Raw genomic sequence first — 24,226 nt, forward strand, 5'->3', positions numbered from 1 at the left:
AAGAACGCCGGAAGGAAAACCCATGATCAGATACGCCGTCGTCGGAGCTGGCTGGATTTCGCAGGAAGCCTTCCTGCCCGGCGTCCACACCACCGACAATTCCGTCGTCACCGCCATCGTCTCGGGCAACACGGAAGCCGCCGAAAAGCTCACGGCTTTCCATGACGTGCCTTACGTTTGCGGCTACGATGGCTACGACGACCTGCTGGCAAGCGACAAAATCGACGCCGTCTACATCGCGCTGCCGAACTCCATGCACGCCGACTACGCGATCCGTGCGGCCAAGGCAGGCAAGCATATCCTCGTCGAAAAGCCGCTGGCGAACACCGTCGAGGAAGCCGAAGCAATGATCGCCGCTGCGCGCGAGGCTGGCGTCTTCCTGATGACCGCCTACCGTTTGCACACCGAGCCTGGCAACCTCGACGCGCTGCGCCGCATTCGGTCAGGCGAGATCGGGAAGCCCATCGTCGTACAGACGAACTTCTGCTTCCAGAACGCTGCCGGCAATCACCGCCTCAAAGCCGAGCACCTCGGCGGCGCGTTGCAGGACGTCGGCGTTTATTGCGTCAATGCCGTGCGCCATATCTTCGGCGAAGAACCCACCGAGGCTCGTGCGCAGCACCATTGGCACGATGACGATCCGCGTTTCGATGAAGTGCCCGCGACCACAACCGCCACGCTGAACTTTCCGTCGGGCGGTGTTGCGCAGTTTGTCGCCAGCTTTGCCATTCGCGAGACCGCCATGTTCCGCGTGATGGGCACGAAGGGCTGGATCGAGCTCGACCCCGGTTTCCGGTTCGAATACGGCACGACGATGCGCGTTGGATATGACAATGAAATCGAGACGACGCTCTTCCCGCAAGTGGACCAGTTCGGCGGGCAGACGTCCTATTTCTCGGACTGCATCAAGACGGGCAAAGAGCCTGTGTCCAATGGGGAGGAAGGTCTCGCGGATATGCGCGTGCTGATCGCCGTGGAAGAAGCCGCCCGCACAGGCAAGGTCGTTCTGATCGACAGCCCAGCACGTGACCGCCATCCGGACATGAGCATGGAGCGTCGCTGCCCCGTCACCGACCGCCGTCTGGTTCTGCCGAAAGCCGCGCCGTATCTCGGCTGACCCAGACCATCCGGTCAAGCAGCCAGAGCTTTCCGATCATCGCCGTCACCATGCCGCCCACTGTGAGCGGCAGGTTCAGCAGCGCAAGGCCAACGATCATCACCATGGCCCCTGCCCCGCTGAGACGTGTTAGCCATTTGACGACTGCGACGTGATGGGCGAGCGCTGGGTCGGAGGACCGCTCCAGCCAGATGCGTTCGCCGATGACGCCTTGGCTCATCCAGTTGTCGGTGCGTTCTGGCTTTGGGAAGACGCGCGGGTTCAGCCATCCCCATAGGATCACGAGCGCCACGAGGCCCAGCGCCCACCATCCGATCCATTCCACACTCCACCTGGCGAGGCATAGCAGCGGAAGCAGAGTGATCCGCGTCCAGCCGCTCCACGGATTGACGTGTCGATCCCAGACGTCGGGCGACATACCCATCACACGCTCCGCCCTTCCGAACGCGCGGTCGGTCATTTGGCGCTCGCCAGCTCGGCCATCCGCTGATCCACGACATCATCCACCAGCATCGACGCAAGTTTCTGGCGGCAGTTGACGTCGCTCTTGCGCAGGACGGTGGACACTTGGCTCTTCGTGGTCGCCAAAGCCGTCCCGCGCAGGTCGGCGATTTCCTGATTGCTAAAGCCTTTGATCATGAACAGCGCGACCTCCTTTTCGCTATCGCTAAGGTGCCATTCCTCGAACCGCGCGTCGATCACCGCACCGATATCGCCCGAGACGGCCTGAAGCCTCAACTCTAGATCTTTCTCCCTATTCCGGAAGCGGTCCAGCCGATCCATGATACTGTAGATGAGAAGCCCGCTCGCTACCGCAGCGAGAATTGCTGACGAACAAATCAGTACGTGAGCCACGCCATGAGAAATTCGCGTCAGCAGGAGAAGTGCCTGAACGCCGGCGATATAGGCAACAAAAAACAGCAAAAGCGCAGTCTTGGTACTGGTCTTGAGGTTCACGAACACGGTGACCCTCCCGAAAACTAACGAAATCCAGAATTAGAGTAAGCGTTCTATAAGTTGTAAGCGAACAGAACCCGAAGGCAATTCCGCATTCTCGCACCAAAGCCATCATACCTTAGGTGGAAATGAACAGATTTGCGGGGTCGTAATCCCTCCGGCTCATGGGCAGCTTGTCGCACCGCTCTTTTGTCCTCCCCATCACCATTTTCTTGGGAGGAGGCTATGTCAGCCCACAAGTTACTTATCTCGGCCGCTGCGGCGGCGCTTATTTCTACCCCTATCTATCTTCACGCCGATGGCCTTGGCGACGCGATCAAGGATGTCGGAGATTCAGTCAGCGAAGGCGTCGGTGACAATGCCGTTGGCGATGCTATCGACGGTGCCACCAATGGTGCCGGAGATGCCGTCAACGATGTTGGCGATGCCCTGAACGGCGCCGACAATGGCGGTGACGGCGGTCTTGGCGATGGCGTCGATGACGCGCTGGGCAACAACAACACCAGCGGTACGGTCAATGATGTGGTCGACGAGGTTGGTGACGTCCTCAACGGCGGCAACGAAGACGACGGCTCCGGCGGTGCGTCGGGCGTGGTCGATGACGTGGGCGATGCCCTCAACGGTGGCGACGATGGCGAAGGCGGAATCGGCGATGCCGTGAACGACGCGATCGGCAACAATGATGTGGGCAACGGGCTCGACGATGTGGTCGACGGTGTGGGTGACGCCCTGAACGGAGGTTCCGGCGGCGATGGCTCCGGGTCCGGCAGTGGAGGCTCTGGTAGCGGTGGATCTGGTAGCGGAGGCTCTGGTAGCGGCGGATCGGGCGGCTCGGGTGACGGGTCCGGCGGTTCCGGCTCCGGTGACGGGTCCGGCGGTTCCGGTTCCGGCTCCGGCGGCGGCGATACTGGCAGCGGTTCGGGCGGTGGAGACACTGGCTCGGGTAGCGGCGGCGGCTCCGGTGGCGGAGGCAACGGCTCTGGCGGTGACGGCATGGGCGGTTCAGGCGATGGCACTGGCGATATGGGTGACATGATGGACGACGATAATACCGTCGGCATGGCCCAAGGTTCTGACGTCAACATGGACGAGCTTGTCTGTAACGACGGTGGCAACACGGTCGCCTACCTTGGCTGGCCCGTTTACACCTCCGGCAATGCTGAGGTCGGCACCGTTCACCGCGTCACCCTAGGTGATGGCGGCATGATTGCCTCTATTCGCTTCGAGACAATCGCATCGGTGACCAACGGCGCCTATTGCGTGACCGTGCCGGGCGGAAACATCCAGCCCATGGGCAGCTACATCAGCATCCCGATCACGCTGTCGCAAATTATGGCTGCGCGCTAAGCGAACGCCACTCGCGGAAAGCCCGACGACCCTCACGGTTGTCGGGCTTTTTGCTCTGACCTGCGAAATTTTCGCGGCAGGCGACGGGTAGCCATTGCCTTTACTTCGGACCAATTCATTTCTCCTCATATGACTTTGATCCCTTGGCTCGATACCCATATCGCATTGATGCTGACCGTTCTGGCGGCCGTCGGCACGGCAGCTGCTATCCTGAGGCAACGCCGCTCGCCGCGCTCTGCGATGGCGTGGCTCGCGTTTGTCGTGTTGATACCCTACATAGCGGTGCCGCTGTTTATCGCACTGGGCATCCGTCGCCGTGGTCAGCGCCACAGACGCGCGATCAAGGACCAGAACGGCGAGCCGGGGCTTCAGCGGATGCTGCGCGCCTATGACATGCCAGCGCCTGTGGATAACAACAAGATCGAGTTCCTGCCGACGCCCGAAGTCGCCAAGAAAGCCGTGTTCGACGTTATCGCATCGGCCGAGAAGGATATCGTCGTATCGCTCTACGCTTTGACCCGCGATGAGACGGGCGCTGCGTTCGTTCACGCGTTGACCGATGCGGTCAAACGCGGCGTGACCGTCCGGCTCGAGGTCGACGCCTTCGGTAGCCTCAAGCGCCCCCGCTCCGCCATCCGCAAATTCAAGAAAGCCGGTGGTCATTTCCGCCTGTTCGCGCCGCTTATCCACGGCCCTATGGGACAGCCCATGAACCTGCGCAACCACCGCAAATTGGTGCTCGCCGACGGCAAGCGCCTCTGGGCTGGTGGTCGCAACGTGGGGCGGCGGTACCTTGGCGACTCCCAGAATAGCGATACGTGGGTCGACCTGTCGTTCTATGCCGAAGGCCCGATCACGCACGAATTCGCCCAGCTATTCTGCGAGACATGGACCCGCTGCGGCGGCGAGATTGAGGATGACTGGCTGGAGAACCTCGGCCCCTACATCGAAAATCCGGGGAACTCCTGCCTGCAATTGATGCCGTCGGGCGCGGACCAGCAGGGCGATGCGCTGCACGATCTGATCGTGCATCTTGTCCATCGCGCCGAGCGCCGCATCTGGATCTGCACCCCCTATTTCGTACCGAGCAGCAGCCTGTTCGAAGCCCTCTCGACCGCACGTCGCCGCGGCGTCGAGGTGCGCGTCACGTTCCCCGAACGCTCCAACCAGTCGCTCGCGGACCTCGCGCGCGGGCCCTTTGTCAACGAACTCGAAGAACTCGGGGTCGAAATGAACGTGCTGCGCGGAAAGATGCTCCACGCCAAGGTCATTATTCTGGACGACTATACATTTGTCGGCTCTGCGAATGTGGACGAACGCAGCCTTCTGGTGAACTATGAATCCATGGTCATCGCGTGGTCGCAAGAAGACAGGGAATACCTCGTCGACTGGTACCAGAACCTCGCAGAAAGGGCCGACACGGGATTGAAGCCCGCATCGAAACCGTGGCGACTGCTGGAAAAAATCGTGAGTCTCGCGGGCCCCGAATTGTAAGGGACGCTATGGAAGGCTTCGACCTATTTATCATTTCGACCGGTATCATTCTTTACGCATTGATATCGGGCAAGGCCGACAAGAAGTCCTTCACCGGCCCAATTGCCTTCACCGTGTTCGGGCTCGTCGTTGGCGCAGGGCTGCTCGATCTGATCGACATCCCAATCCACAACGAGGTGCTCAACACGCTGGCCGAGATCACTCTGGTCGTCACGCTGTTCTGTGATGCGGCACGGATCGACGTAACGAAGCTGTCTCGCGAGCATAATCTGCCGATCAAGCTGTTGGCTCTCGGGCTGCCTATGACGATGGCTCTGGGTGCTGCCGTGGCTTGGGGCATATTCCCTGAAATCGGGATCGGCGCTGCGTTGCTGATCGGGATCGCACTTGCGCCGACTGATGCGGCACTGGGGCAGGCTGTGGTGTCGAACAAGGCGGTGCCCCAACGCATTCGCCAAGCGCTCAACGTCGAAAGCGGGTTGAATGACGGCTTGGCCTATCCGGCGCTTCTGATTGCCGTGTCAGTCGCTATCGCAACGTCCGAAGCGCGTGGAGCCTCGGCGTGGGTTGCTTTTGTTGCAGCGCAAGTCGTGCTCGGCCCGCTGGTTGGTATCATCGTCGGCGGCGTCGGCGGCTGGTTGGCCGAGAAAAGCGCGGCGTCCGGCGCGATGAATGAGGCGTTCTCGCAGATCATTGTCCTTGGTCTCGCCCTCGCATCCTACAGCGGTGCAGAGATGGTGGGCGGCAACGGCTTCCTTGCAGCTTTCGCGGCAGGTCTCATGATCGCCCGCCGTGCCAAGCATATTGTGCGCGAAGCCACCCAATTCGGAGAGGCCGAGGGGCAACTCCTCGGCCTGATCGTGTTCATTGTTTTCGGCGCTGTGCTTGTGCCCGACGCGTTCAGAAACGGGATGGACTGGCGCATCTGGCCATACGCCATCCTGTCGCTAACCGTCATCCGCATGGGCCCGGTTGCGGTATCGCTGCTCGGATCGGGCCTGAAGCCGAATACCGTCGCGTTCATCGGATGGTTCGGTCCCCGAGGGTTGGCGTCGATCCTGTATGTGCTCCTCCTTCTCGAAGAGAGTGAAATCACCATGGACGGCATAATCGTGCAGACGGTCTTTGCCACCGTGATCCTGTCGATCGTCGCCCACGGGCTGACCGCTGTGCCCTTCGCCCGCGCCTACGCCGCCTCGACATCCGGAGACGCCGAAGAGGAAAGCAAGCAGGTCCATAGCTTCGCCCACAAATCGACGAAGAAGCGGGCTCAGTCGTGACCACCAATGAACGAGATCGAATAGGTCAGCGCTTGGCCCGACCGGTTTTCGATCAGGATCGCGCCGCTCTGCACCGCAATGTTTGTCAGCCCGTCTGCTCCGCTTTGGCCCTGCAGTGCGCTGGCGCCTGCGTTCGCTATGCCCGATGCGACCGACATTGTGACCAGCTCTGGCGAAGTCCCCGTATCGTAGACAAAAATCGCGCTGTGTGACGCTGACGGATTGAGGCTATCCACTGCAGTGACGAATACGAAACCCGCCGCGCCGGGCGTCTGTACCACTCCAACCTGATCGTCAGCCACGGCAACCGACCCCGAAGACATGCGTGCGAGCTTGGACCAGCCCGTTGCCGCATCGACGCTGAGGCCCATGTTCCAGTTTGCGCCGTCGTAGCTCACCTTGATCGCGAAGTCGTCACTGCCCATCGTTCCCATCTCGGCCCGCGCGGACCAGCCCGTCTGGAACAAGAGGCTCGCCGTATCGACCTCTGACGACTTGTTAATTTTTAGCTGATGACCGGCCCCGTCGTGGGTCAAAAGCGTCGAGGGAGCAGAGACAGCCAGTCGGTTCTGCTCATCGGCAGAGGTGTTCACACCTAGCGTGTCAGGCGCGGCGATGTCGGCCCACGCAGTCCCGTCGAACACGACTTGTCGCTCCCCTTCGGCCAGCCAACCTTGCCACCCACGTTTAGGCGTCACAAACAGCCAGCCATTCCCGGACCGACACGCAAGTTTGCCGCCCTGCCCGCTCCAATCGCCCGTCGGCGCGGCGCCCAGTGCGTAAACCGCACCATCCTCAACCGAAGCAGGCGGATTGAGGGCGTCGACCTCCGCCAGAACAAGCTGCGTGACGTGGTCGAGTACTTCGATAGCCTCGTTGTGCGTGACATGTTTTTGCGCCTGCGCGGGCTGGATAAACGGAAGGTTCAGGTTGGTGGATGTGTCGGTCATTGCGGCGATCCTCTGGTTTGTCGCCAAAATGACCCAGAGCCGTTGCCATCCGCTTAAGCCACCGTACGGCTCGATCCAATCTGCATAAAAGGCATCTCAAATCGCGGGTTTAGTCCGCTTTGCCGCCCCAATCCTGCCCCGCATTCACCTGCGGGGGGATTAACTCTGAATGACATTATCATGCCTGTGGGGGGCAAATGTTAGATTACGAAATTCGCGCCGGTGTTGTCGGCGCAAACGACGCGGGTCACTCGCACATCACTGACCTTGAAGTTGTCAAAATCGGTGGAGACGAATTTCTGTTTTCCACCAATCGCACTGACGGCGGGATCACTATGTGGTCTACGAATTTGAAAGAGATCGGCTACTTCGCCTACTCCGGCACCGACACCGCCGGATCGCAGCCAGATATCACCTATTTCGAAGCGGGCGGACGCGATTACCTGCTCGTAGATGACAACGGTATCAAGGCCGTGGCGATCACCGAAAACGGCTTTGGAAAGGTCGTCGATCTAGGTGCCAATTTCAGCATTTCGGCCACCGCGACGTTCGATACGGTCACACGCGAATTTATCGTTTTCGGCGGGATGGACGATGGGAGCGGCATTGTCCGCCTTAGGATTGACGATGACCTGACACTCACAGGACAAGCGGTCACATCCGACTACCCCGACACGTTCGCAGGCGGGGTCACTGACCTGCTTCACGTAAACTCAGATGGCAGCGACTACCTACTGTCCATCGCAAGCGAAGCTCCAGGCATCACAGTCTGGAACGCTCAAAAGAGCAGCTTTATCAAAAACGCACATACCTACAGCACCGAAGACGGTTTGTGGATCGCCTCCCCGACTGCGTTGGAGACGGTCGCCATTGGCGGCGTGACCTATGCGCTTTTGGCTTCATCGGGCAGCAGTTCCGTTACCGTGATGCAGGTATCGCCGACCGGAGAGCTGCTTGTGACCGACCACGTCATCGACGGATTGGAGACATCGCTCGCGAATGCAAGCGCGTTGGCAGTTTGCGAGAGCGGCGAACAGGTTTGGGTGGCGGCAGGCGGCAGCGACGGCGTAAATCTGTTCATTTTGAACGACGGCCGACTGTATCTGATCGAAACTTTCAGCGGCGCCGACTTTGCCGACTGCTCGGCGTTGGAGATCACGTCAGCCGAGAACCAACTCCGGATATACGCAAGCAGCGCGAGCGGCCAAGGTGTCACGCAAGTCGTCGTCGATACATCGATGTTTGATGTCACAATCAACAACGGTGACAAGGGCGGCGATCTCGTACTGGACACCCCGGGGTCCGACACACTTACAGGCGGCTCGGGCGATGACATTTTCGCGCTTTCTGCCGACGGACAGACCGACACGATCAGCGACTTCCAGATCGGAAAGGACTGGATCGACCTTAGCGCGTGGAACATGCTGCGATCGCCCGAACAGCTGTCATTCCAGACGAGTCCGAACGGGCTGATACTCAGCTACGGGGACGAGATCCTGCTGATAAATTCGAGCGATGGCCGCGTCCTGACGCCTTCCGAACTCGCAGACAGCTTTGTATTCACAACACACCTGTCGTCGGAGCCCATTCCGACACTGCCAACGCCGGTGGACCCCGTGCCAGAACCCAAAGTGGTTTTCGAAGGCTCCGAGGGTCGCGACACGCTCACTGGAAATGCGCTCGACAACATCATTCGAGGGTTTGATGGCGACGACGTCCTTGCCGGTCTGGACGGTCACGACCGTTTGTTCGGCGGCAAACACTCGGACACACTGAAAGGGGGAAACGGTGACGATAAACTGATCGGAAACGCAGGTGCCGACGTGCTGATCGGCGGCAGCGGGGCGGATACGATCAAGGGCGGTGGCGGTGCGGACCTGGTTAAGGGCGGGGGTCAAAGTGACACGCTTTTCGGCCAGAAAGGAAACGATGTTCTACGTGGGCTGACCTGCCCCCAAGAAACTGGGCCATTCAAAAGGAGAGTTTGTTCTCGTAACGTTCGAAGCAACGAGGAGAACAAAGAATGCGTAAATCACGTTTCACGGAAGAACAGATTGTCCGGATTTTGCAGGAATATACGGCCGGGGCGAAGGTCGCGGAGCTGTGTCGCAAGCATGGCATGTCGGATGCGACGCTCTACAAGTGGAAGAGCCGGTATGGGGGCATGCAGGTTTCCGAACTGCGCCGCCTGAAAGATCTGGAAGCCGAGAACGCTGAACTCAAGCGGCTTCTGGCGGATGCCATGCTCGACAATTCGGGTCTGAAAGGGCTGCTGGCAAAAAACTCCTGACGCCTGCACACCGCCGGGATGCCGTGAAGACGCTGATGGCGGATCATCAGTTCACGGAGCGGCGGGCGTGCAGGCTGGTCGGGATTTCGCGGTCGAGCCTGGCCTATCGGGCACGGCCAGACCGCCATGTGCGACTTCGAGAACGCCTGATCACTCTTTCAGGCAAACACAGGAGGTATGGTTATCGCATGCTGCATGCCAAGCTTGTCCGCGAGGACTTCAAGGTGAACGTGAAGGTCGTCGAGCGCCTCTATCGGGAGGAGCGCCTATGGCTGCGCCGGACGAAGCGCAAGAAGATCCCGCGCGAGGCGCGTGAGGGCAGTTGGTGCCCGATCGCTGCCAACCAGCGTTGGTCGCTCGACTTCACCAGCGATGCGTTGGCCAATGGCCGGAAGTTCCGCACCGCCAATCTCAAGGACGATTGCACCCGCGAATGCCCGGTGATCGAGGTGGACTTTTCTCTGCCTGGTGAGCGGGTTGTGGAAATGCTGGAGCGGGTTGCCCGGGAGCGAGGATACCCCGATATCCTGGTCGTTGATAACGGCCCGGAACTTCGTGGTCGGGCCATGGACAGATGGGCCGATGATCACGGCGTGCAGCTGTATTTCATCGACCCGGGGAAACCTACGCAGAATGCTTACATCGAGAGCTTCAACGGGCGGTTCCGCGAGGAATGCCTGAACCAGCACTGGTTCACGAGCATCGGTGAAGCCCGAGAGATTATCGAAGAATGGAGGGCCGATTACAATACGGAACGCCCGCACAGCAGCTTGAAGTATCAGACGCCGGAGGAGTTCGCCGCAGCGCGGCCCTTCGACAAAACGCAATGGGCACCGACGCTTGAGCTACCTGATGGCTCCGCGCCTGCGCCCATTGCTCACGCAGCCGAATGATGGCACACAAAAGGGGAACAGGCTCTTCTCACAAGTGGCCCTGAGAAAAGGGGCAGGTCAGGGCAAGGCGGCGACGATACGATCTCCGGCGGGGCGGGCGACGACCGTCTGTTTGGCAACAAAGGCAACGACATGCTTGACGGGAATAAAGGAGCGGACCGCGTCTTCGGCAACGGCGGCGATGATGTGATCATCCTCGGGACCGGCGATATCGCGACCGGCGGTACGGGCAGCGACACCTTTATTTTCACTAAAGGGCAAGCCGAAATCACTGATTTCAATCCGCGGTTCGATCATCTTGAGCTCGTCGGCTACGATCTCGGCGATCTGTCATTCCACACTACAGACGCAGGCATTTCCATAGATTTCGACGGTCAAAACGAATTGACGCTCGACGGGGTGTCGAGCGTCAACGCATTGATTTCATCAATAGATTTCGTCTGATCAGACGATAGAAATATTGGCCTCGAGTACCGATAGATCGGTCACACCGACAACTTCGAGCGAGTGATCGCCGAGGTCGATCCAAGCGCTTCCGCCATTGATGTAGGCTTGATCCATCACGTCGTCGACGGTCGCACCTTTGATGCCGAGGTTGCGCGCAACCAGTTCGATGCTGTCGTCGCCATCCTTGAAGTCGAGGATTTTATCGTTGCCGGAGCGGAACACGAATGTGTCGTTGCCCGCGCCACCTTTGTAGAAATCGCGGCCTGCCTGACCGTCGAGGCGATCATTGCCACCATTACCAAACAGACGGTCGGTGCCGCTGCCGCCTTCGATTTCGTCACGTCCCTTGCCGCCGCGCAGCTTATCCTTGCCGTCGCCGCCATCGATGAAATCGTTGCCGTTCATACCAGCGATAAGATTTTTTCCGCTATTGCCATAAAGATCCTCGCCAGTGCGACCACCTGTCAGGTTCAGGTCTGCAACACCAAGCAGGTGCGCTTCGTCGATACCGCTGTGAAGGTTGGCGGATGCCGAAAGGTGAACGACCGAATTATCGTAGATATCGGTGACGTAGTCGAGCTTGCCGTTACCGTCGCGCAGATCCATCGTCAGGCGGCCGATCTGGCCATTGCCGTCACCGAAGCGGACATCGACTGCACGGGACGGGTCGACCTCAATGGCATAACCGCCAGCATTCTCCGCGCCTTGACGGGTATCATCAGCGCGCACCCAATATTTCCCCTGACCTTCGCCGATCGAGTAGAAACCGTCTTCATCGAGGTCGAGGTAAAACACGCCAGTCACGAAGTAGGTATCCGCGCTGCTATCGGCGAAGTCCTCAGTCAACATGGCCGCGTCATAGCCGCGAAATTCACCGTCGACATAGGCGAGACCGATTTCAGTGAAATTACCGTTCATCGTACCGACACGGTGCGAAGAGCTAGCCCAGAGCGAGTCGTAAAGTGCGTCGGCCAGAGCAGTTTCGCTCATCGAGCCGGTAAACTGCTGAAGTGCGATATTTTCACCCCAGCGGCCGAGGTTCTCATAGCCAGCATCCTCCATACGGTCACCGGGCGTGTTGCCTCCAGGACCGGAGTGATCGCCATTGAACGTGTCGTTCGTCAGCGACCAGACGGCGTAGTCATAAGCCGCATCGTGAAGCAGGTCGTCGCTTGCCAGCACCTGCTTCGCCTCGCTGCTAATCGTGCCCGCAGCGAGGCCTTCGTTGACCTCAATGCCCAAGCGTTTGGCCTCTGCCTCGGGATCAAGGCGGGCACGGTTGATCAGTTCAAGGATGTACTGTTCGACTGCTGTGAGCATGCTTTTCTCCTCTGGAATGCAGAGATAGATAACAACTCAAGCAATATATTTAAACTGAGGTTCTACTTACCCGACAAAAAGTGATCAGAGTCTACTTGCTATACCGATGGCAGAACCGAGAATTCCCATGATTGTACGTGCGGAATTGACGGGGCTTTCGGTCGCGTAGATCAAATCACCTGGTTGGATGTGGAATTGACCGGCGCTGAACAGACCGTCCGCAGTGGTCAAATCGATAGTAAAAACAACGCGGTTGCGATTCGGGCCGGTTCCGTTGGCGCGGATCGCACTATCGGGATACTCGCGCAGAATCAGAATGCCCTTCGGGTTCGCACGGTCATCGGCAACACCGCCCACGATTGCGAGAGCTTCGAGCGCGTTGAGATCATCGGTCGGGAATTCGTGAAGCGCTTCGCTGCCCGCAGCACCGAGCGACAGGAAGGTGCGCGAATCTTTTTCAACGATAACGCGATCTCCACCGCGCACGATCGTATCGAGCGACGGGTCAGCGTAGAGCTTTTCGAGCGAGATCGTGTAGCGGTTCGAGCCGCGGAACAACTTTACCTGCGGGTTGTTCAGGCCCGGCGGCACGCCGCCGCCCAGCGCGATCAGCGACAGGACAGATACGTTGCGGTCTTGCAGCGGATACGATCCAGGAGCGCTGACGCCGCCAACGAGGTCCGCAGTGTTCGCACGGCCTGGAACGACGTCGATTTGCACCTGCGCTGACGGAATGGAGTAGTTGTATTCTTCTTCGATGCGCGAACGTGCGGTCTGCGGGGACATGCCCGACACCTTCATCTCGCCCACGAACGGCAGGAAAATGCGACCTTCGGAGTTCACGCGCATCCGTTCAAGCGATGCCACCTGTTGCCCCGGACCGGTCAGGAGCGAGTTTTCCTCGGCATCCCAGACGGCGATCGACAGAAGATCACCCGGCTCGATGATGATGGAAGCGGGCTGTTCTACACGGCTGGGCCAGTGATAGGCGCGACCGTTGGACGACGGCCAGCGGGACACAAGCGCTTGGGTCTCGCGCGTGATATCAATGACTTCAAAGGGGTATGCGACGACTTCGCCTGCTTGCTGGTCATCTTTGACGGCGAGAACTTCGCCTTCGAAACCTGCGCCGCGCGGCACATCACAGGCAGCAACGGAAAGACATAGCAGCAGTGCGCTGGAGCGCTTGAGGACAGACGACATGGACCCCCCGGTCATTTCAGGAGCGGGTAACGTCCCGCGGCAGCCTCGTCAAAATACTGAACTTCGCAGGTCGGTCAATGATCCGCTTGCACGCCACAGCATGTCACAGGCGGCCCGAAGGCCGCCCCGTCATGGTATGGTCAGTAGTAGAAATCATCAACGACGATGTGACCTTCGAGGTCGGACAAATCACTCACGCCATTGAAGGTGATGCTGTCGCCAGCGCCGAAATCGAGAACCACATAATCGCCCATGTCGACACCATTAATGTCGATCAGCGAAGCAACGTCATAGTTATAGGCGGTAACGTTGCCATTCAGGTGCAGTATATCGTCACCCTTTTTGCCGAAGTCGCGGATGTAGTCGGCACCATCGCCCAGCGCAAAGAAGAAGTCGTCGGCGCCAGCGCCACCAGCGAGGTAATCGTCACCTTCGCCACCGAAAATCCAGTCTTCCTGAGCGCCGCCGATGATGCGGTCTTTGCCCTCTTCGCCGAACAGATCGTCGTCACCGCCGCCACCGAGGATTTTGTCGTTACCCTCTTCACCAAACAGAACGTCGTTACCGCCGCGCCCCTTCAGTGTGTCTTTACCCTCGCTGGCGCTGAACGAATTCGACTGGTTGTCACCGTTGTACGTGATGCTGGATTTGGCAGTACCAAGGTCATTCATATCGCCCTTGATCTGCAGGATTTTCTTGCCGCCATCCTTTACCATGACACGGATGTCATCGGCGCCATTTGCAGCACCAAGATAGCCAGCGTCGATCGTATCGCTGTTTACGTTGTACGAGTCCAAAAGCTCGAACATCTCAAAGAAATCGAGGTTGTGAGCAGCGCCGAACTTCACCGACGTTGTAAAGTCACCCTGCTTGAGGAAAAACCCGTTATCACTGAGCTGGACGCTGTTCAGCACTTCGCCGTCGTCGACAATCTTGATGCCCTGCACGGAGTAATTTGTACCGAAATCGCCGGCACCACGGCTATCGCCGCCGCGGATAACTTCCCAGTATTCTTGAGCTGTTGCGGGCAGGTCGCCGGTGATGATGACTTGCACATCGCCACTGGATTCAACAATGCGATCAACCGCGCCCTCGAACCCTTCGACGCGCATGATTTCGGTGCCGGTGGTGTTCTTCTTTACCGTGTAGAAGGTGGAGCCTTCGTCATACATATTTGCGGTGTACGAGACGTTGCGAAGCTCGGTGCCCCACCATTTCTGATTGGTGACGAACGAGTACGTGTTGTACTGCAGCTGCCAAGTAAATTGCTCAATGTCTTGAGCATATTGCATCGTAGGTTCGATAGCCTCATCGAACGAAAAGTCCGCAATCGCGGCGTCCACCTTGATCTTCAGCACGGCGCCAATTCCTCTTAAACGTGTCCCGCAGCGGTTCTCCGCAAAAGGCAAACGCTTAACAAGAAGTTAATGCGTAAAGCACAACTAAATACTGAAATTCCCTACCCTTGTTGCCGCAGGGTGACTGATGAACTACACCGCTACGAAACGCCAATAACGGAGCGGAATATGGGCAAGCGTATCGTGATGGTTGGAGCCGGTTTGTCCGGCGCCGTGATTGGCCGGATGCTGGCCGAAGCTGGCCACGAGATTACCGTCATCGATAGCCGCGATCATGTTGGCGGCAACTGCCACACCCAGCGCGATGAAGATACCGGCGTGATGGTTCACGTCTACGGCCCGCATATTTTCCACACCGATGACGAAGAGGTCTGGAACTACGTCAACAGCTTCACGACGTTTATGCCGTACAAGAACCGCGTAAAGTCGACCGTGGACGGACAGGTCTATTCGCTGCCCGTGAACCTGCACACGATTAACCAGTTCTTCGGTCAGGCACTGCGCCCAGACGAGGCGCGCGAGTTCATCAAGGACAAGGCCGAGGACATCGCGGAGCCGCAGAACTTTGAAGAGCAGGCGCTCGCGTTTGTAGGAAGCGACCTCTACAAAGCGTTCTTCAAGGGCTACACCGAAAAGCAGTGGGGCTGTTCACCGACGGAGCTGCCCGCGTCGATCCTCAAGCGCCTGCCGCTGCGCTTTAACTACGACGACAACTACTTCTTCCACAAATTCCAAGGGATGCCGGAGAACGGCTACACCCCGATGATCGCCGCGATCCTCGACCACCCTGGCATCACCGTGAAGCTGGGCGAGATGTTCGATCCAGCAAACGCTGACGAATGGGACCATGTGTTCTGGTCCGGTCCGCTGGACGGTTTCTTTGGTTATGAGCTGGGCCGCCTTGGTTACCGCACGCTGGACTTCAAAGAATTCCGCTACGACGGCGACTATCAGGGCTGCGCTGTGATGAACTACGGCAATGCAGACGTGCCCTACACCCGCATCACCGAACACAAGCACTTCGCCCCGTGGGAAAGCCACGAGGGTTCGGTCCTCTATGAGGAATACAGCCGCGCCTGCGAGCCTGACGACATCCCCTACTACCCGATCCGCATGGTCGACGAAAAAGCGATGCTGTCGGATTACGTGGTCAAGGCGAACGAAACCTCGGGCGTGACCTTCGTCGGTCGCCTCGGCACCTACCGTTACCTCGACATGGACGTCACGATCCGCGAGGCACTCGACACCGGCCGCGCATTCCTTGCAGCCGAAGAAAAGGGCGAAGCGCTCGGCGCGTTTCTGAAGTCCCCCGTCTGATGCGCGTCGGCGCAGTCATCGTCACGTTCAACCGCGCCGCCAAACTGGCGGAGACGTTGACGCACGTCACCAGCGAACCGTTTGACCGCATCTGGGTGATCGACAACGCCTCGACCGATAATACGGCAGAGGTGCTGGCTGCGCAGACCGACCCGCGCCTCGTCGTGATCAGCCTGCCCGACAATACCGGCGGTGCAGGTGGTTTCCATGCGGGGATCGAAGCCGCGCTGAAAGAGAACAACACCGACTGGCTCGCGCTCTTCGACGATGACTCCTGGCCCGAGGCCGGATGCGTGGACAAATTCCGCGAAGTCGCCTCGACCCTGCCCGCCGACATCGGCGCCGTTTCGACCGCTGTGCATTATCCGAACGGCAAAATCTGCGAGATGAACCGTCAGGGATATAACCCCTTCTGGCACCTCAACGTGTTTATCGCAGCACTGACCAAGCGCAGCAACGGGCGCGGTGGGTTCAAGATTCGCAACGCCGAACTGGAGCCCAGCGCCCTCCCCCGCGAGATCGACAACGCGTCCTTTGTGGGGTTCATGCTCCGCACCGAGGCTGCGCGCCGTGATGGCCTGCCCGAGGCTGGTCTGTTCATCTACGGCGACGACGTGCTCTACAGCCTGCACCTGCGGCGGAAGGGCTGGAAAATCCTGCTGCACCCCGCACTGCGGTTTGTACACGACTGCGGCACGATGGGCGAAGGGTTCGTCTACCGGCCGCTCTGGAAAATCTACTACCACTGCCGCAACGGCGTCGCGATTGCGCGCATGGCTGCGGGTCCGGTCGTGTTTCCGATCGCGCTGGCCTACTACACGTTGCTGTGGTGGCGTCGCGGGCGGTCATGCCCCGAAGACATCCGCCCGACTTACTATCATCTGATGTGGGAGGGGGTGAAGGATGGCCTCAAAGGAAAGCGGGGCCGACACGACCCCGCCCACCAGTTAGCTGCCGAAAAGAGCCGCTGATTATTCGCCGTATGGCACCCAGATATTCTTGACCTGAGTAGCGCGGGATAGGAACTCCTTGCCCTGCCCTTGCGCGGACGTCCAATCGCGCGCGCCGCCGTCTTCGGTCCACGTCTGCTTAAGGTTGCCTGCGCTTTCACGCTCGACCATCGCTGCGCCTTCCGCAGTACCGAAGTACCACATGCCGGCTACGTCATCGTGCTGCGCCAGCGTCTTGGCCAGATCATCACGCGGACCGGTGATGATGTTAACCACACCCGCAGGCACGTCCGACGTTTCGAGCACCTGATAGAAGTCGGTCGCGGCCAACGGGTGGTCCTGCGACGGCACGACGATCACGGCGTTCCCCATCGCAATTGCGGGCATGACCAGCGACACCATTGCGGCCAGCGGGCTGCCGTTCGGACAGGCGACGCCCATCACGCCCAGCGGCTCGTGCATCGCGATGCTGACGTTGTTGGTCTTGGTCTGATGGACCATGCCGTCAAATTTGTCAGCCTGCGCGGCGTACCAGAAACACCGACGGATCGCGGTTTCGACCTCGGCCTTTGCAGCGCCGTTGTTTATGCCGAAGCTGACCAAACGCTCGGTGAATTCCTTGGCGCGAGCCGACAGGTTTTCCGCGATATAGTAGAGCACCTGCGCACGGTTATGACCGGTCGCCTTGCCCCATCCGGCAGCCTTGTGCGCAGCCTCGACGGCATTGCGGACATCTTTGCGGCTACCGAGGCCAGCGTGACCGACGGTCTTTTTGCCGCCGTTCACAGCGTAGACGTAACCGCTGTCCGGACGTGCCTGCTTGCCGCCGATGTAGAGCTTTGCGGTACGGTCGATCATGCCGATTTCGGCACCGTCCACAGGAACCGCATTCGGCGCGGCAGGAGCAACCTCGGGCTTTTTCACCTTCAGCTTCGGCTGCTTGAGGTAAGCGGCCATCCCCTCGCGGCCACCCTCGCGGCCAAAGCCGCTTTCACGGTAGCCACCGAAACCTGCGCCCGCGTCAAAGACGTTCGTGCAGTTGATCCAGACGACGCCCGCTTTGACCTGTGCCGCGATATCGAGGCAGAGGTTCACGTTCTCCGACCAGATCGAGGCGGCGAGGCCGTAGCGGCTGTTATTCGCGAGCGCGATGGCGTCCTTCGGCGTACGGAAAGTGGTCAGCGTGACGACGGGGCCGAAGATTTCTTCGTTCCACAGGACCGAGGCGGGCGACACACCGGTCGCCAACGTCGGCGGGTAGAAACAGCCTTCCGGCGCGGTGCCTTGGCAGAGGTCGAGGCCTTCGCTCGCGCCTTTGTTGACCAACTCCGCGATGCGTTCACGCTGGACAGGATGCACGATGGCGCCAATGTCGGTGTTCTTGTCGAGCGGATCGCCAACGCGAATGGTTTCCATCCGTTTGCGGAGCATCTTTTCGAACTTCGCGGCGACAGCCTCGGCGACGAGGATACGCGAACCGGCGCAGCAGACTTGGCCCTGGTTAAACCAGATCGCATCGACAACACCTTCGACAGCCGCATCGAGGTCGGCATCGGCAAAGACGATGAACGGCGACTTGCCACCAAGTTCCAGCGTCAGCGACTTGCCCGAACCGGCGGTCTGCTGGCGGATGATGCGGCCCACGTCGGTCGAGCCGGTAAAGGCGACCTTGTCGATATCCTTGTGGCCGACAACCGCAGCGCCGGTTTCGCCATCGCCGGTGACAATGTTCAAAACGCCCTTCGGCAGGCCGCATTCAGCGGCGATCTCAGCAAAGGCCAGCGCGGTGAGCGGAGTATACTCGGCAGGCTTTAGAACCACGGTGTTACCCGCAGCCAGAGCGGGCGCGACTTTCCACGCGAGCATCAGCAGCGGGAAGTTCCACGGGATCACCTGACCGCAGACACCTACGGCCTCGGCACCGGGGAATTCGTCTTCGGCCAGCTCGGCCCAGCCTGCGTGGTGGTAGAAGTGACGCGCGACCAGCGGGATGTCACCGTCACGGCTTTCGCGGATCGGCTTGCCGTTGTCGATGGACTCCAGCACGGCGAGGAAACGCGAATGCTGCTGGATGTGACGCGCCAGCGCGTAGAGGTACTTGGCGCGCTCATGTCCCGACAGACCGGCCCATTTCGGCTGGGCAGCGCGGGCGGCTTTTACCGCGTCATCGACGTCGCCAGCGGTGCCTTGTGTCGCACGAGCGATGACATCGCCGGTCGCAGGGTTCTGCACGTCGAAGGTCTCTCCGACCTTGGTGAACGCGCCGTTGATGAAGTGACCGAAGCCGTCTTCGTGTTTGGTCAGCCACTCACGGACGATTTTGCTGTCTTCGGGGGCAGTGCCGTAGTCCATGGTGTTCAGGATCTCTTGGATATTGGTCATTGGAGGCTCCGATCAGGACATTGCGTGGCGGGAGGACGATGCGTAGCGTCCGGTGACATGGTGTTCGAGCTGGCGTTCGATATCGCCGAGCATCGACGACGCGCCAAAGCGGAAGAGGTGCGGCTCCAGCCATTCGCGGCCCATTTCCTCTTTCATGAGGACCTGCCAAGCGATGGCTTCTTTCGCGGCCTTGATGCCGCCTGCCGGTTTGAAGCCGATCTGGTAGCCGGTCGCGTCGCCATAGTCGCGCAGCGCACGGACCATCGTCAGGCTGACGGGCAGCGTCGCGTTGACGCCTTCCTTGCCAGTGGAGGTCTTGATGAAATCGGCCCCCGCCTGCATGGCCACCATCGAAGCGGCGTAGACATTGCGGAGCGTTTCCAGCTCGCCCGTCGCAAGGATCGCCTTTAGGTGCGCCTCACCGCAGGCTTCGCGCATTGCGGCGATTTCGTCGTAAAGCTGGTTCCATTCCTGCTTCAGCGCCATTTCGCGGTTGATGACGATGTCGATCTCGCCCGCACCTTCACCGACAGCATACTTGATCTCTTCGAGACGCAGGTTCAGCGGAATGAGGCCAGCGGGGAAACCCGTGGCGACCGAAGCAACCGGAATGCTGGTGCCCTTCAGCGCCTTTACAGCGTGCGGCACCATCGTCGGGTAAACGCAAACCGCGCCAACTGTCAGATCCATCTCCGAAAGGCCGAGGCCGTCCATGATGTAAGGTGCGATCGGCTGGCGGGCCTTGGCGCAAAGGCGCTGGACCTTTCCTTCGGTATCGTCGCCCGACAGCGTGGTGAGGTCTATCATCCGCACGGCATTCACGAGCCACGCCGCCTGATAGACCTTCTTCACCGAACGGCGCGCGCTCAGGGTCGAGGCACGACGCTCCGCCGCGCTACGGTTCACGGCGTGGCCTTCGAACATGGAAAGGTCGAGCGGCATAGCGGGATTGCGGACATGCTCTGCCGCGTGGGTCGCGACCATATCGGTCGAAACCGCGGGTTCCAGAGCGGTGCTCTGCGTATCAACGGTCATGGAAGTGCTCCATTACATAGGTTGCAGTTTCCTCGTCCGTGACGAGGACATTGACGATACCGGCACGCAAAGCGCCCAGTACCACGTTCTGTTTTTCCGCACCGCTCGACACGCCGATGGCACGATCGCGGCTGCGCAGGTCGTCGAAAGTCAGGCCGATTGTCCGAGCATCTAGCCCGTCATCCACGATCTGCCCGTCTGTATTGATGAAACGCCCGAGGACATCGCCCACCGCACCTTCGCGGCAAAGGCGGTCGTGTTCGTCGGGCAGGATGTGACCCGAGGCTAGCAGGGCCGAGGTTTCGACGGCACCGAACGAGAAGCAGACTGTTTGCGCTGTGCGAGACAGCGACAGCACATCCGCCACGATCCGGTCCTGTTCGAGCACATCGCGGGTCACGGCAGAGCCGACGATTGCCGGCACTGGCAGTGGTACGAACTGGCCGTCGCCTTTGCGGGCAAAGGTTTCGGCGACGTTGAGGTGCCAGTCCTGCGGCTTCGGCGCAACGGTGCCGTTGATCTGCACGACCTGAACGCCCTTGGCCCACCCTTGCGGCAGCCAGCGCGCGACCTGAGACATCGTGCGGCCCCAAGACACGCCCACCACTCCCGACAGATTGCAGGACGCAAGGTACTGGCCCGCAGCTTTGGCGACACCTTCGGTCGAGACGACAACGGCGTCGCGTAGACCGCAAACTTCGCGCAGCGCGGCTTCGAGGTCAGGGCGGCGACGGGACGGCGGGTTGATCTCGATCCGGACCACGCCTTGCTCTTTGGCGTCGGCCAGCAGCTTGCGCACCTGCCAGCGGTTCAGACCGGTGTGCGATGCGATCTCGGTCTGGCTGCGGTCTTCGATGAACGCCATGCGCGCAGCGGTGACCATCAGGTGCATCCGCAATTCGTCATCGGCAGGGAGGCGTGCCCCCCGCTCTGAATCGGTTTTTGCTGACTGGTTCTGACGCGGCATCTAAATTCACATTTGTGTCTTTTAATCACAACTGGCGGCATTGAGGTGAGTCTGTCAAGGGAGACGCGGCGTTCGGAGCATTTCTCTCCAACTGGTAAGAAATGAAAGCCTCGCTTTTCGCGCTAATTCCAGCGTCTGCAGGACACAAAAAACCGCGCATCCCCAACGGAATGCGCGGCGTGGAAAGTCTGCCGATATCGAAAGAAGCCTAGGCCGCCGTGCCCCAATAGCGAACGCGACCAGAATCGATGTGAACGAACGTGGAGTAACCCCCGACACCGCCAATCCCAAGTTCCTTGGCCATCGCAATCGTAGGGCCGATCCCGACGCCAGGAAGACTGAAGTCCACCGCCTTCGCCTCGATATGCAGAGAATTTCTGGCCGCCTGCGCGCCACCCGACCGCAATGCATCGTTGGTCGCGCGGCTCCGATAGCCGGAGAGGAACCGGATCTGATCGTTGAACCCGTTGCGCCGTGCGGCCTGCTGGATTTGCAAAAGGCCCAGCACAGTGTCTTCTGAAATCGGCTTCACCTCGTTGCGGCGCCAATCGCGCATGAAGTGGTTCACCTGCCGCAGGGCATTCTGATCAACGCCATTCGCGCTCATTGGACGGACGGCGATGCTTTCTTCGGTGTGCACATTATACATTGTCAGCTGGGGCGTCCCGACGGCGAAGTCGAAACTGGGGCGCACACGGGGGATATCGATCCTAAAGTGGTCGGGCTCGGGCTCCGCATCATAGCGCTCATACATGCTCGCCCCGCTCCCGAGGTCGATCAGTGCGCCATTGCCGCGCGCGAGCAGTCCCGCAGCGCCAGCGTTCGCGCCCCATCCGCCGCAAGTCGCGGCCATCAAACCCGTGATGAATTTGCGTCGATGCACCCATTGCCCTCCTTTTGCGAAGGCGTGATTGCAAGTGTTGGGCCAAATGTAATGGACGGTCTGTTCTTTCCGTTTGTTGCGCGATATGACTGCGGCTGCGCAACAGATGGATAGCCAGATGCCTTATTATCGTTCCCGCCAATCTACACACGGTCGCAACATGGCCGGTGCTCGCGGCCTTTGGCGCGCGACCGGCATGACCGACGGTGACTTCGGCAAGCCGATTATCGCGGTCGTCAACTCGTTTACCCAGTTCGTGCCCGGTCACGTGCACCTGAAAGACCTTGGTCAGATGGTTGCCCGCGAGATCGAAAAGGCCGGCGGTGTCGCAAAAGAATTCAACACCATCGCTGTCGACGACGGCATCGCGATGGGTCATGACGGTATGCTCTATTCGCTCCCGAGCCGCGAGATTATCGCCGACTCGGTCGAGTACATGGTGAATGCCCACTGCGCCGACGCGATGGTCTGCATCTCGAACTGTGACAAGATCACTCCGGGCATGATGATGGCTGCAATGCGCCTCAACATTCCGGTCGTCTTCGTTTCGGGCGGCCCGATGGAAGCGGGCAAGGTCACGATCGACGACCTCGAGCACTCGCTCGACCTCGTGGACGCCATGGTTGCCGCAGCCGACGACAAGTACACCGACGAAGAAGTCGACGCCATTGAGAAGGCCGCCTGCCCGACCTGTGGTTCGTGCTCGGGCATGTTCACCGCGAACTCGATGAACTGTCTGGCCGAAGCGCTCGGCCTCGCGCTCCCGGGCAACGGTTCGATGCTGGCGACCCACGCCGACCGCAAGGAACTGTTCCTCGAAGCGGGCCGCAAGATCGTCGAGATCACGAAAGCGCACTACGAAGGCGAACAGCCGGGTCTGCTGCCGCGCGACATCGCAACATTCGAGGCATTCGAGAACGCCATGTCGCTCGACATCGCGATGGGCGGCTCGACCAATACCGTTCTGCACCTTCTGGCGATCGCTCACGAAGGCAAAGTCGACTTCACCATGGCCGACATGGACCGCCTGTCGCGCAAGGTGCCGTGCCTGTCCAAAGTCGCACCGGCCAAGGCCGACGTGCACATGGAAGACGTCCACCGCGCTGGCGGCATCATGGGCATCCTTGGTGAACTTCACCGCGGCGGCCTGCTGCACGGCGATGTCAGCACCATCCACTCGAACAGCATGTCGGAAGCGATTGCGAAGTGGGACATCATGTCGGCCAACGACGCCGACGTGGACAGCTTCTATCGCGCGGCTCCGGGCGGTGTTCGCACCACTGAGGCTTTCTCAACCCAGAACCGCTATAAGGAACTGGACCGCGACCGCGAAGGCGGCGTGATCCGCTCGGTCGAGCACGCGTTCTCGAAAGACGGCGGCCTCGCTGTTCTCTACGGCAACATCGCTATTGATGGCTGCATCGTGAAAACAGCAGGTGTCGATGACTCGATCCTGAAGTTCACCGGTCCGGCCAAGGTCTTCGAAAGTCAGGACGACGCTGTGAACGGCATTCTGACCAACAAGGTCGAAGCTGGCGAAGTCGTCATCATTCGCTACGAAGGTCCGCGCGGCGGTCCGGGTATGCAGGAAATGCTCTACCCAACCTCATACCTCAAATCGAAGGGCCTCGGTAAATCCTGTGCGCTTCTGACCGACGGTCGCTTCTCGGGCGGCACCTCGGGTCTGTCGATTGGTCACGTCTCGCCGGAAGCCGAAGAAGGCGGTCTGATCGGCCTCGTCGAAACCGGCGACACCATTGAGATCGACATCCCGAACCGCACTATTAACCTTGCCGTTGACGAGGCTACCTTGGCTGCCCGCCGTGAAGCCAAAGGCCCGCTGCCGTGGAAACCCGCTGCACCGCGCAAGCGTGCCGTGTCCACCGCCCTCAAAGCCTACGCGCTACTGGCGTCGTCGGCTGCCAAAGGCGGCGTGCGCATTCTGCCTGAATAATCCGGATCAAATGCGAAAATCTGGCCGCCCTTCGGGGCGGCCTTTTTCGTTTATAAGGCCCTGAAAAACGAAGCCCCTGCGT

Annotated in this window: 18 protein-coding genes and 2 pseudogenes; 10 read left to right on the forward strand and 10 right to left on the reverse strand. The window is 59.9% G+C overall.

The genetic code is table 11. The features are described from left to right. The first annotated feature begins 22 nt into the window (after window positions 1-22). On the forward strand, window positions 23-1,117 hold the full coding sequence (locus tag IF204_RS11690; RefSeq protein WP_194097189.1) for a Gfo/Idh/MocA family protein: 1,095 nt from the start codon (window positions 23-25) through the stop codon (window positions 1,115-1,117). On the opposite strand, the gene IF204_RS11695 is transcribed toward IF204_RS11690, so the two are convergent. Both IF204_RS11695 and IF204_RS11700 read right to left on the reverse strand, forming a co-directional pair. Further along, the gene (locus tag IF204_RS11695; RefSeq protein WP_194097191.1) at window positions 1,068-1,577 is read right to left on the reverse strand and encodes a DUF6653 family protein; all 510 of its coding nucleotides are present in this window, start codon (window positions 1,575-1,577) and stop codon (window positions 1,068-1,070) included. The genes IF204_RS11690 and IF204_RS11695 overlap by 50 nt on opposite strands. Next, a complete protein-coding gene (locus IF204_RS11700; RefSeq protein WP_194097192.1) occupies window positions 1,574-2,074 on the reverse strand; it encodes a helix-turn-helix transcriptional regulator in 501 nt (166 codons plus the stop codon). Before IF204_RS11700 ends, IF204_RS11695 begins: the two co-directional genes overlap by 4 nt. A gap of 225 nt (window positions 2,075-2,299) precedes the next feature. Between IF204_RS11700 and IF204_RS20090 the strand changes: the two genes are divergently transcribed. From IF204_RS20090 to IF204_RS11715, 3 genes are all read left to right on the forward strand, one after another. Beyond that, on the forward strand, window positions 2,300-3,421 hold the full coding sequence (locus IF204_RS20090; protein ID WP_228069169.1) for a hypothetical protein: 1,122 nt from the start codon (window positions 2,300-2,302) through the stop codon (window positions 3,419-3,421). A gap of 129 nt (window positions 3,422-3,550) precedes the next feature. Continuing rightward, window positions 3,551-4,915, forward strand: a complete 1,365-nt coding sequence (locus IF204_RS11710; protein ID WP_194097193.1) for a phospholipase D-like domain-containing protein — start codon at window positions 3,551-3,553, stop codon at window positions 4,913-4,915. A gap of 8 nt (window positions 4,916-4,923) precedes the next feature. Continuing rightward, entirely contained in the window at window positions 4,924-6,195 is a 1,272-nt protein-coding gene (locus IF204_RS11715; protein WP_194097194.1) for a cation:proton antiporter, read from the forward strand. Here the strand turns inward: IF204_RS11715 and IF204_RS11720 are convergent. Further along, window positions 6,186-7,145: a DUF2793 domain-containing protein gene (locus tag IF204_RS11720; protein ID WP_194097195.1), complete on the reverse strand. Its 960-nt coding sequence runs from the start codon at window positions 7,143-7,145 to the stop codon at window positions 6,186-6,188. The genes IF204_RS11715 and IF204_RS11720 overlap by 10 nt on opposite strands. Window positions 7,146-8,383: 1,238 nt before the next feature. Between IF204_RS11720 and IF204_RS20095 the strand changes: the two are divergent. The 3 genes and pseudogenes from IF204_RS20095 to IF204_RS20225 all read left to right on the forward strand — a co-directional run. Then, window positions 8,384-9,070: pseudogene (locus IF204_RS20095) on the forward strand (calcium-binding protein); the annotation flags it as partial. A gap of 98 nt (window positions 9,071-9,168) precedes the next feature. After that, window positions 9,169-10,328, forward strand: a protein-coding gene (locus IF204_RS20100) for an IS3 family transposase (protein WP_194093722.1) whose coding sequence is annotated in 2 segments (ribosomal slippage) — window positions 9,169-9,421 and window positions 9,421-10,328 — 1,161 coding nt in all. Because the reading frame shifts where the segments join, the coding sequence is not laid out codon by codon here. Window positions 10,329-10,400: 72 nt separating this feature from the next. After that, window positions 10,401-10,772 (forward strand): annotated as a pseudogene (locus IF204_RS20225) (calcium-binding protein); the annotation flags it as partial. Here the strand turns inward: IF204_RS20225 and IF204_RS11740 are convergent. The 3 genes from IF204_RS11740 to IF204_RS11750 form a co-directional block, all read right to left on the reverse strand. Then, the gene (locus IF204_RS11740) at window positions 10,773-12,095 is read right to left on the reverse strand and encodes a CAP domain-containing protein (protein WP_194097197.1); all 1,323 of its coding nucleotides are present in this window, start codon (window positions 12,093-12,095) and stop codon (window positions 10,773-10,775) included. It lies immediately after the preceding pseudogene. A gap of 84 nt (window positions 12,096-12,179) precedes the next feature. Further along, the gene (locus IF204_RS11745) at window positions 12,180-13,298 is read right to left on the reverse strand and encodes a polysaccharide biosynthesis/export family protein (RefSeq protein WP_194097198.1); all 1,119 of its coding nucleotides are present in this window, start codon (window positions 13,296-13,298) and stop codon (window positions 12,180-12,182) included. Between the two features lie 140 nt (window positions 13,299-13,438). After that, on the reverse strand, window positions 13,439-14,656 hold the full coding sequence (locus IF204_RS11750) for a calcium-binding protein (protein WP_194097200.1): 1,218 nt from the start codon (window positions 14,654-14,656) through the stop codon (window positions 13,439-13,441). A gap of 168 nt (window positions 14,657-14,824) precedes the next feature. Here IF204_RS11750 and glf point away from each other — a divergent pair, with 168 nt between their 5' ends. After that, the gene (gene glf, locus IF204_RS11755) at window positions 14,825-15,973 is read left to right on the forward strand and encodes a UDP-galactopyranose mutase (RefSeq protein ID WP_194097203.1); all 1,149 of its coding nucleotides are present in this window, start codon (window positions 14,825-14,827) and stop codon (window positions 15,971-15,973) included. Next, a complete protein-coding gene (locus tag IF204_RS11760; RefSeq protein ID WP_194097205.1) occupies window positions 15,973-16,944 on the forward strand; it encodes a glycosyltransferase in 972 nt (323 codons plus the stop codon). Before glf ends, IF204_RS11760 begins: the two co-directional genes overlap by 1 nt. Here the strand turns inward: IF204_RS11760 and IF204_RS11765 are convergent, their stop codons facing one another. From IF204_RS11765 to IF204_RS11780, 4 genes are all read right to left on the reverse strand, one after another. After that, window positions 16,945-19,305 carry an aldehyde dehydrogenase family protein gene (locus tag IF204_RS11765; protein ID WP_194097207.1) on the reverse strand — a complete coding sequence of 787 codons (2,361 nt, stop codon included), beginning with the start codon at window positions 19,303-19,305 and terminating at the stop codon, window positions 16,945-16,947. A 12-nt stretch (window positions 19,306-19,317) separates the two neighbouring features. Continuing rightward, window positions 19,318-20,289, reverse strand: a complete 972-nt coding sequence (gene deoC / locus IF204_RS11770; RefSeq protein ID WP_194098215.1) for a deoxyribose-phosphate aldolase — start codon at window positions 20,287-20,289, stop codon at window positions 19,318-19,320. A gap of 40 nt (window positions 20,290-20,329) precedes the next feature. Beyond that, entirely contained in the window at window positions 20,330-21,307 is a 978-nt protein-coding gene (locus IF204_RS11775; protein WP_194097209.1) for a sugar-binding transcriptional regulator, read from the reverse strand. 208 nt (window positions 21,308-21,515) lie between these two features. Continuing rightward, complete coding sequence (locus tag IF204_RS11780; RefSeq protein ID WP_194097211.1) at window positions 21,516-22,190, reverse strand: YcbK family protein; 675 nt, start codon at window positions 22,188-22,190, stop codon at window positions 21,516-21,518. A 118-nt stretch (window positions 22,191-22,308) separates the two neighbouring features. Between IF204_RS11780 and ilvD the strand changes: the two genes are divergently transcribed. Next, a complete protein-coding gene (gene ilvD / locus IF204_RS11785) occupies window positions 22,309-24,144 on the forward strand; it encodes a dihydroxy-acid dehydratase (protein ID WP_194097213.1) in 1,836 nt (611 codons plus the stop codon). Window positions 24,145-24,226: the final 82 nt, after the last annotated feature.

It is taken from the genome of Marivivens aquimaris (genome assembly GCF_015220045.1).
GTDB classification, from domain to species: domain Bacteria; phylum Pseudomonadota; class Alphaproteobacteria; order Rhodobacterales; family Rhodobacteraceae; genus Marivivens; species Marivivens aquimaris.